Here is a 1,890-nt window from a genome sequence, read left to right as displayed (position 1 = left end):
GGAATGGGAGTGCGGGGGGATATCGGTATGGGTTTAATGGGAAGGAGAATGATAATGAGGTGAAGGGGGAGGGGAATCAGCAGGATTATGGGATGCGGGTGTATGATCCGAGGGTGGGGAGGTTTTTGAGTGTGGATCCGATAGCTCTAAAATTTCCTGAGCTTACGCCCTATCAATTTGCTTCAAATACCCCAATACAAGCTATAGATTTAGATGGCTTGGAGAAATTTATTATCCATTATAAAATTGAAAATGGCTGTTACGTCGTACTTAGGCAAGTGACAGATAATTCACTTAAATATTGGGGTGGACCTACAGTTTATGGACAGCCAACAATTCATCCTAAAGTAGTTCAATTTATTAAGGAGGATGAAAACGGCAAAGTTTTAGAAATTTCTGGTGAAATTGCTTTGAAAAACTTTGGAAGTACTCTTTATGTTGGTCCATTTAACCCTAAAAAAGCGGATGGCAAATCGGACACTTATGATTATCCAGCTATTAATTCATTAGATCTTGCCGCAAAGCATCATGATCAGTCTTATGATAAAGTACAGGCAAAGGGAGCAACAAGTGCGATTCTTGATTTGAAAACTATAGATGCGGACAAACAACTTGTAAAGGATGCTTTTAACGTTATAGAAAAATATTACTTTGATCAAAATGATCCAGTTAATAAGGAACCAATTTCTTTAGAAACAAAAAATGCAGCTTTGACAGTTGTGAAAATTTTCTCAGCTATTGTAGTTGAGAAAACGCTAAGGATAAAAGCGAATGAGGCAGCCAATGCAACAAAAGATACATATAATAAGATAAAAGAAACAACTCAAGAAGTGATTCGAAACCTAGATAATTTAAATAAAATTGGGAAATATTAAAAGGTCATATTATGCGAAATAGTCTTCTATTGTCTGTATTAATGCTATTTTATTCCTGTGGTACTACCGGACATATTGTTTTTTACAATTTCGATGCTAATAAATATGACGTTGAAAGAGAGATATTAAATATTCTAAATAGGGATTCTATCTATATTGTACCAGATAAGTGGAGAGAACATATAGAGGGAGATTATTTTGAAAGGATATATATATATTTCAAAAGTAATCCAGAAGAACTTTATCAAATTGGATTCACTGGTGATGCCAAAACCTGGAAGCGATCTATGTCAAGTAAATTAGGATTAATAAGTATTTATAATGGGAAGCAATTTTTATATGAAACTGACTTAAGTAATAAAGAACAAAAACGCATTCAAAATAGACTTGAAAAAGAGCTTTTATCCAAAATAAAATATACCTTTAAAAGAAGTAACTAGACTTTTCAAAGAATCGGCAAAGGGCTGGATGGCGGGTGAACAGTACTGATAATCAACTAATCCTGCTATCAATAACAAATGTATTGAAAATAAATTTTTTAGGGATGAAAATACCTGGAAGATATTATTAACAGGTTCCTTTATTCTAACGGCATGGAGCGTTCAGAAGAAAGAGTGACTATTTCACTAAGTGTGTAAGTTTAAAAATCGAGGAAAAATAGGATAGATAAATTTTAACCCGTCCTTCGAAAATAGTTGAAAGTTGATTCAGGATCATGCCATAATTTTTAATGGGCATGGTCTATTTTTTTAAGCCTCCTCACAAGGGTCAGGTACACTGACTTTTGAACTGCATCGTCGTTGGTGAAGGAAGTTTGTTTTTAGTAAATTTTCTGATTTTGCCATTTAAATTTTCAATCAGGTTAGTGGTGTAGATGATTTGGCTGATTTCCTTGGGAAAATAACAAAACACCGTCAATTTGTGTCCCTCCGGGAAGTTAAAAAGGCGGTATTGGTTTGAAGGTTAACTTTGTCGAATGCCTGAATTTTTCTACATATTTTCCTGATTCAATTTC

General features: G+C 34.1%; 3 protein-coding genes. 2 read left to right on the top strand and 1 reads right to left on the bottom strand.

The features are described from left to right. A partial coding sequence (locus tag GA0116948_RS20840) for an RHS repeat domain-containing protein (RefSeq protein WP_317041946.1) occupies nucleotides 1–875 on the top strand: 875 nt, incomplete at its 5' end. 11 nt (nucleotides 876–886) lie between these two features. Next, nucleotides 887–1,315, top strand: a complete 429-nt coding sequence (locus GA0116948_RS20835; protein WP_123891886.1) for a hypothetical protein — start codon at nucleotides 887–889, stop codon at nucleotides 1,313–1,315. Nucleotides 1,316–1,643: 328 nt separating this feature from the next. Here the strand turns inward: GA0116948_RS20835 and GA0116948_RS21865 are convergent, their stop codons facing one another. After that, nucleotides 1,644–1,787, bottom strand: coding sequence for a transposase (locus GA0116948_RS21865; protein WP_394336951.1), 144 nt, complete (start codon nucleotides 1,785–1,787; stop codon nucleotides 1,644–1,646). Nucleotides 1,788–1,890 lie beyond the last annotated feature (103 nt).

The sequence above is a fragment of the Chitinophaga costaii genome, from assembly GCF_900094705.1.
GTDB classification, from domain to species: domain Bacteria; phylum Bacteroidota; class Bacteroidia; order Chitinophagales; family Chitinophagaceae; genus Chitinophaga; species Chitinophaga costaii.
Note: the sequence above shows the minus strand (reverse complement) of the source record. Positions and strands in the feature narration are given on the sequence as shown.

Coding starts and splice junctions, on each gene's coding strand:
- GA0116948_RS20835 (WP_123891886.1), top strand. CDS start 887: ATGCGAAATAGTCTTCTATTGTCTGTATTAATGCTATTTTATTCCTGT.